A 6,486-nucleotide genomic window follows, 5' to 3' on the forward strand; every position below is an offset into this window, starting at 1 on the left:
AACATGGCTCAGCGGCATGAACCGGATTCGAAGTCGATCGATTTGGAGCACGCGGTGAGAAAGAGCGTCCAAATGTTGAAGTTGGACTGCGAACTCCGCGACATCCGCATCCGGTTTTCCTCCGCGTCTCCCCTCCCGGTGGTTTGGGTCGATGAAGTGCACCTTCAGCAGGTCGTCATGAATCTGCTGCGCAATGCCATGGAGGCGATCGAAGGCGCGCGACCTGGTGGTGAAAGAGAGATCGCCATTGCGATCCGCGCCGGCGAGCGCGACGAGGTGCGGATCGATATCGCCGACCGTGGCGTCGGCATCGCCGAAGGCCACCTGGAGCGAGTATTCGAATCCTTCTATTCGACCAAGTCGAGCGGTCTCGGCGTGGGCCTGGCCATCTGCCGCAAGCTGATCGAGGCCCACGGCGGCAAACTCTGGGCATCGCACAATCCCGGCGGCGGAGCCTCGTTGAGCTTCACGCTTCCAATTCTCCAATAGACCACGACCGAACCCACCGTATTCATCATCGATGACGACGAAGCCAATCGCGACTCGGTGCGCGAACTGGTGAACTCGATCGGCCTCACCACCGAGGTTCACAGTTCGGCGCTGGAGTAGTGGCCGCTCGGATCGACCCGGCTCGTCCTGCCGCCCACCATGGAGTCCTCGGAGGCCGTGGGCGTTCCGGTGATCGTGCTGGGTCCGCACACTGCGTTCCGTAGCGCGATCGACATCGCCCGACTGGATGCGACCGATTTCCTCGAGCGACCGGTCAGCATGCGCCAGTTGCATGCGGCAGTATGCCGAGCGTGCCCGGAGGTCAAGTGAAACCGAAGTCGTACGTGGCCGCACCTATTTCGCTGCGTGGGGCCACGGTATCGGATCGCGTGCTCGCCACGATGTTCGGCGGCCTGGGTGCCGACTACGCTTCGGGATCCTGTGCGACCTTCCGGCGTCGCGCAGGAGCGCTTGAACAACCCGAAAGAGGCGTCAAATGACCCGAGCACGACCCTTGGTCCGTCGATTCTCCATGCGCGGCCTGCTGTTCGCGACAGCGATGGCGACGGGGCTGGCCGCGCAGGCGCAGCCAGCTTCGAAGCCGGCTGCCTCGCCCGCGAGCAAGGCGGCCGTGGCGCAGGCGCCCCGGCTCGAACAGAGGGCCCTCGAGTTGCTGCGCGGCATGAGCGCCGCGCTCACCGGCGCCAAGTCGCTGGGCTTCACGGCGGTGGCGAGCTACGAGAGCCCGAGCAGCGTCGGTCCTTCGCTCGTGTACGCGACCAGTTCAGAGGTGTTGCTGCAGCGGCCGGACAAGCTGCGAGTCGTGACGCTCGGCGATGGCCCGGCTTCGGAGTTCCATTACGACGGGACGACGATGACGGCCTTCGCACCCGCGGAGAACCTGGTGGCGGTCTCGCCAGCCCCTCCGACGATCGACGCGATGCTGAAGCAGGCCTTCGAGCGCGCAGCCATCTACTTCCCCTTTGCCGACATCCTCGCAGCGGATCCGTACCAGACCCTGAGCCAGGGGCTGGCCCGGGCCTTCTACATTGGACCGTCGAAGGTCGTGGGCGGCACCACCACGGAAATGGTGGCGATCGCCAACGATCAGGTCTTCATGCAGATCTGGCTTGGGGCCGATGACAAACTGCCGCGCAAGCTGCGCGCCGTGTTCCGAGGCGATCCGCTGCAACTGCGCCACCAGGTCGAACTGTCGAACTGGAAACTCGATCCCGTGATTGCGGCCGAAGCCTTTGCCGCACTGAGTGCCGTCAATGCGAAGAAGATCGAGTTTGCAGCGCCCAAACCCGTGGCGGCAGCGAAGCCACCTGCCAAGCGAGTCGTCAAACCAGCGCAGGGAGTTCAGTGATGACGATCGCCAAGACCCTTCTTTCAGCGACGGCCGCGTTGCTGCTCGCCGCAGGATTCCATCCACAGGCCGCGGCCTGGGTCAGCGCCAACCGGTTMGGTGGCCATTCGCAAGGCGGCTTTGGCTGGGCCAGCCACACCAATCGCTGGGGCGGCACGACCACCGGCGCCTACGGCATGGGTGCAGTGCATACGACCCCCGGCGGCTTCAGCACCTATCGCCCTCCCGGGTATGGGTACGCAGGCTATGCGCCCTATCACGCGCCGGTGGCGGTCCCGTATTACCACGCGGGTTGCTACGACTGCGCGGGCGCGGTGGCAGCAGGCACGATCGTGGGGGCGGCGGCCGGCATGGCGATCGCCAATCACGCGGTGTATCCCATCGGTGTGAACTACGCCCGCCCGCCCGAGGGCGCGGTGATGGTGAACCGCTACGGCGTGGACTACTACCGCTATGGCGACAGCTGGTTCCGGCCTTTTTACGGGGCGAATGGCGTGTACTACAGCGTAGTGGGCGCACCCTGAGCTGTGCGCTTGGTTCCTTTTTTCAACGGAAAGTCAGCATGAAATTGCATCAGGTCCTTCTTCCCGCCCTGGTCTGCAGCGTCCTTGGGCTCGCGGGCTGCGCGGGGCCCGGCGCCGGCACCAACGTCGTGGCCTCCGAGAACGCGAAGGACAAGGTCGCCAATGTGGGCTTTCTGAGCGATTCCGGAAAACTGAAATCCGTCGCCGCCACCGGCGGCCTGCTCTGCTGGCGCCAGGCCGGGGTCGACTGGAAGCGCTATGACAAGGTCATGATCGAACGGATCCAGGTCTACATCAAGCCTACGGCCGAGCAGCGGCCGATCGATCCCACCGATCTGAAGGTGCTGATCGACTATTTCCATGCGGCGCTGGTGYGAGATCTGACCCCCGAGGCGCAGATCGTCACGACGAGCGGCTCTGGCGTCCTGCGCATCCGGCTCGCCCTGACGGCGCTGGTGCCGACCAACACCGTCGAGAGCCTGGCGGGTACCGCGGTGCCCTACGGTTTCGTGGCGGAAATGGGCTCCGGTGCAGCGACCGGTCGGCCCGTGGGCTCGACACCCTACATGGGACAGACCGGGCTGGAAGCGCAGTTCAGGGATGGCGCCACAGGCGCCGTCGTGGGCGAATGCGCGGACACGGAGATTGGCCTCAAGTACGCAGCCGACCTCAACAGCGGCGCCTCGACCGCGACGGAGGCCTGGCTCAATGGCTATGCCAGCTCCTTCCAAAGCTGGACCTACGCGCGAGACGCGTTCAACAAGTGGTCGGCCCTCTTCGCACGAAGGTTCAGCGAACTGCGCGCTACGGCTTCCTGAGCCTGCAGACCTCCCGACACTCACTCCCGAAGCAACGAGCGGCCCATCTTCTCTCCACGTACGTACTGCTAGGTAGCCGCCGGGATGGAATTGACGTGCGACCACTCACACAATGACGCTTGATCCACCAACATTGAAGGCATCGCAATGAGCAAAATCCTCGCACTCCTGATCGCCGGCCTGTTCACGGCTGGCGCCTATGCCCAGAATCCTGCCGGTGCCTCGTCGCAGGAACAAGTGATCACCAACAGCAAGCCGCAAGATCGCGCCCAGTCCAAGGTCGATGCTCGGCCGCAAGGCAAGGTCAAGAAACCGGGTGATGACGAGGCGACGTCTGCCCAGAACGATGCCATCGGCACAGGCAAGGCAGCGGCGGCCGGACAGGCTCGCGTCAACGCACGCGAGACAAAGAATCCGAACAAGCGGCCGACCCCGAACGGCGGCACGCCTGACATGGTCGGCGCCAAGTAATCTGTGGGCACACCCACTTGCTGGAAGCCTTGCTGACGCCCGACCCGGCCTCAAGGCGACGACGCCCAGGCGATGATGCCTTCGTCGGGATCCCCTGGCGAATGCCCTTTCTCAGCGAGCGTTCCAGATGAAAAAGCAGATCCTTGGGTCCATCGTCCTCGCCGCCGTGTCGACCGGCACGCTGGCGAACGACGACTTCGAAGGAATCTACGCGAGCGGCAATACCAAGATCGAATGGCGCGTCGGCGGCCGCCTGGGCAATGAGTTTGTGTCCAGCCTGTGTCCCGACAAGAAGTTCCGCCCCCGCACCCATGCGAGCCATTCGCACGCCGGTAAGGACTACACCATCAAGTCCGAMTTCCAGTTCACCGAACTCAGGGTCACCGGTGCCAGCAAGTGCCTGCCGCCGGGAACGTACAAGCGCGCGCAGTGAACCTGGCTCCGAAGGTGCAAGAAATGCGAGGTCGTCAACGCTTCAAGGCAGCAGTTGCTGACCCTCTCGTGAAGTCATGTTTTGTCAACGAGATCGATGAGTATCAGCGACTACCCGACTTCCTACCTCGTGGGTTCGAACAGCAATCAGGGCATTCGCTATCGGCAAGCCGAACAGGCAGCCCAGGTATTTTTTGACGTTCCATCTGTCGACAGGCCATTCGTGATTTGCCGTAGCTGGAATGGCCAGAAATGGACGTCGCGCATCATTGCAAGCAGCCGTAAAGGGAGCGAGCCAGTATGGGTCAAGATGATCGCGTATCTGTCCGATGCTGAATTCTCTGCGGCGTACGCTACTTTGAAGAAATGTCGCAGCACCCGGGTCGGCCTGGAACAGGGGGATGGGGTAATGCTTCGTGAAGAATCGTTATCTCAAACAATCGGCTACAACACAGGCCATGCGACCAAGTCGGCGACATGACTTCACTCTGCTTGCCTCGAACCGATCACGCGCCATGCACAAGATCCTCCCCTTACGCAGCTTGAATACCCTTTTTGAGGACCTCCGTGATGACTGAAGACGACGCATCGAACAACGGAACGGTCGCCCCCTGTCCCGGCATGCGATGGGTTCCCGGCGGCACTTTCCGCATGGGCTCGGATCGTCACTACCCCGAGGAAGCGCCGAGCCATCGCGTGACGGTCGACGGTTTCTGGATGGACGCCACCCCGATCACCAATGCGCAGTTCAGAGTCTTTGTGGAAGCCACCGGCCATATCACGTTCTGCGAGCTACCGCCCAATCCAGCGGACTATCSCGGTGCGCTGCCGGAGATGTTGAAGGCGGCCTCATCGGTCTTTGTCGCGCCGCCTCATCGCGTGAGCCTGCGCGATCATTTCCAGTGGTGGCAGTTCGTCGCCGATGCCAACTGGCGCCATCCGCAAGGGCCGGTCAGCAGCATCGCGGGAAAGGACGACCATCCCGTCGTGCATCTCGCCTGGAGCGATGTCGAAGCGTATGCGAAGTGGGCCAATAAACAAATCCCTACCGAGGCCGAATGGGAGTTCGCTGCGCGCGGCGGGCGGGAAGGCGCCGAGTACGCCTGGGGCGACGAGCTCACGCCCGGCGGGCGTCATCAGGCCAATATCTGGCAGGGCGAGTTTCCATGGGAGAACCTGGCCGAGGACGGCTTCGCCGGCACCTCTCCCGTGGGCAGCTTCCCCGCCAACGGCTACGGTCTCTACGACATGATCGGCAACGTCTGGGAATGGACGGAAAGCTGGTACGCGCCCCGTCACCCGGAAGAGCAGCTCAAGTCCTGCTGCATCCCGTTGAATCCACGCGGTGCATCGATGGCGCAGAGCTTCGATCCTGGGATGCCGCAGTTGCCGATACCGCGCAAGGTCATGAAGGGCGGCTCGCACCTGTGCGCGCCGAGCTACTGCCGTCGCTACCGGCCGGCCGCGCGCATGGCGCAACCGATCGACACATCGACCTCCCATCTCGGGTTTCGATGCATCGTGCGCATCTCCTCGAATGAGGGCCCTCGAGTTCGCCATCGAATCGACTCTGACACCTAACATCGACGGCAAAGAGCGGACCGAGGACATCGAAGTTTGCATATCTGMTCGACAAGCTGATGCGCCGTCGCGATGTCAGCAAACTGCTGGACATCAAGCCACGTTCCGATGACCCCGAATGGATGCATCGCCGGATCAGACGATCGATGGCATCTCGTGTGGCGTGAGGCAGGGCACCGGTTGCAGACGTCGCCGCCATTCAGTCCTTCTTTCCCTTGTGCTTCTTCGGCTTGTCCGCCACGGGCCCGCCGCCGCCGTCGTTGAGCACCAGCTTGCTCGGATCGAGCTGGCGCTTCTGCAGGTCATGGAGAAGGCCGGCGTCGCTGAGGTCGATCTTGTGCGAGGACGCCCAGTCGCGACGCGCAGTGTCCTCGAGGCGCTGCACCGTMCCGGAATGGTCGCTCTCGATCGCCAGTTCGCGCCGGCCGTCGAAGCTGCCCGGCGCSAGGTTGATCGAGCCGACRATCGCGCGYTCACCATCGGCCAGCATCATCTTGGCGTGCAGTTTCAGGTGCTTCATGGTGTGCACCTTGGCRCCGACGTCCTGCAGGATGCGCAGCCCGCCCACCCCTTCGATCAGCTTCTCGGCCTTGAGCGARTGCGGCGGCTTGGTCAGGATGTGGACCTTGACGCCGCGGRTCGCTGCCCGCACCAGGCGCTCGATGATCACGGTGTCCTGGTAGCGCTCGTTCTGCACCCACAGCGARTGCTGCGCGCCGTCGATGAAGGCGGCCACGCGCTSGCGGCCGTTGTCGGGGCACCAGATCAGCCGCGACTCGGGRTGCGGCGTGAAGTCCTCGTG

The 6,486-nt window shown here is 63.5% G+C and carries 10 protein-coding genes; 9 read left to right on the forward strand and 1 reads right to left on the reverse strand.

Annotated elements, in window-relative coordinates:
• From AC1D2K_RS27210 to AC1D2K_RS27250, 9 genes are all read left to right on the forward strand, one after another.
• On the forward strand, nucleotides 1–489 hold a 489-nt coding region (locus AC1D2K_RS27210; RefSeq protein ID WP_478092538.1), incomplete at its 5' end, for a sensor histidine kinase.
• Nucleotides 490–648: 159 nt separating this feature from the next.
• On the forward strand, nucleotides 649–819 hold the full coding sequence (locus AC1D2K_RS27215; protein WP_478092539.1) for a hypothetical protein: 171 nt from the start codon (nucleotides 649–651) through the stop codon (nucleotides 817–819).
• A 184-nt stretch (nucleotides 820–1,003) separates the two neighbouring features.
• The gene (locus AC1D2K_RS27220; protein ID WP_478092542.1) at nucleotides 1,004–1,858 is read left to right on the forward strand and encodes a DUF2092 domain-containing protein; all 855 of its coding nucleotides are present in this window, start codon (nucleotides 1,004–1,006) and stop codon (nucleotides 1,856–1,858) included.
• Nucleotides 1,858–2,382: a hypothetical protein gene (locus AC1D2K_RS27225; protein WP_478092544.1), complete on the forward strand. Its 525-nt coding sequence runs from the start codon at nucleotides 1,858–1,860 to the stop codon at nucleotides 2,380–2,382. Before AC1D2K_RS27220 ends, AC1D2K_RS27225 begins: the two co-directional genes overlap by 1 nt.
• Before the next feature lie 38 nt (nucleotides 2,383–2,420).
• Complete coding sequence (locus AC1D2K_RS27230; RefSeq protein WP_478092546.1) at nucleotides 2,421–3,200, forward strand: DUF3313 domain-containing protein; 780 nt, start codon at nucleotides 2,421–2,423, stop codon at nucleotides 3,198–3,200.
• A gap of 147 nt (nucleotides 3,201–3,347) precedes the next feature.
• Nucleotides 3,348–3,671 (forward strand): cell envelope biogenesis protein TolA, encoded by a 324-nt coding sequence (locus AC1D2K_RS27235; RefSeq protein WP_478092548.1) that lies wholly within the window; start codon nucleotides 3,348–3,350, stop codon nucleotides 3,669–3,671.
• 127 nt (nucleotides 3,672–3,798) lie between these two features.
• Nucleotides 3,799–4,104, forward strand: a complete 306-nt coding sequence (locus AC1D2K_RS27240; RefSeq protein WP_478092550.1) for a hypothetical protein — start codon at nucleotides 3,799–3,801, stop codon at nucleotides 4,102–4,104.
• A gap of 96 nt (nucleotides 4,105–4,200) precedes the next feature.
• Nucleotides 4,201–4,584, forward strand: a complete 384-nt coding sequence (locus tag AC1D2K_RS27245) for a hypothetical protein (RefSeq protein WP_478092552.1) — start codon at nucleotides 4,201–4,203, stop codon at nucleotides 4,582–4,584.
• An 89-nt stretch (nucleotides 4,585–4,673) separates the two neighbouring features.
• Nucleotides 4,674–5,684: a formylglycine-generating enzyme family protein gene (locus AC1D2K_RS27250; protein WP_478092554.1), complete on the forward strand. Its 1,011-nt coding sequence runs from the start codon at nucleotides 4,674–4,676 to the stop codon at nucleotides 5,682–5,684.
• Nucleotides 5,685–5,883: 199 nt separating this feature from the next.
• Here the strand turns inward: AC1D2K_RS27250 and AC1D2K_RS27255 are convergent.
• Nucleotides 5,884–6,486 (reverse strand): phospholipase D-like domain-containing protein (locus AC1D2K_RS27255; RefSeq protein WP_478092555.1); only part of this gene is annotated, 603 nt, incomplete at its 5' end.

This window comes from Variovorax sp. P1_H12_2 (genome assembly GCF_056405335.1).

Excerpts from the sequence above, each read along its gene's own strand:
- AC1D2K_RS27215 (WP_478092539.1), top strand. The coding sequence starts at position 649 with ATGGAGTCCTCGGAGGCCGTGGGCGTTCCGGTGATCGTGCTGGGTCCG.
- AC1D2K_RS27235 (WP_478092548.1), top strand. The coding sequence starts at position 3,348 with ATGAGCAAAATCCTCGCACTCCTGATCGCCGGCCTGTTCACGGCTGGC.
- AC1D2K_RS27245 (WP_478092552.1), top strand. The coding sequence starts at position 4,201 with ATGAGTATCAGCGACTACCCGACTTCCTACCTCGTGGGTTCGAACAGC.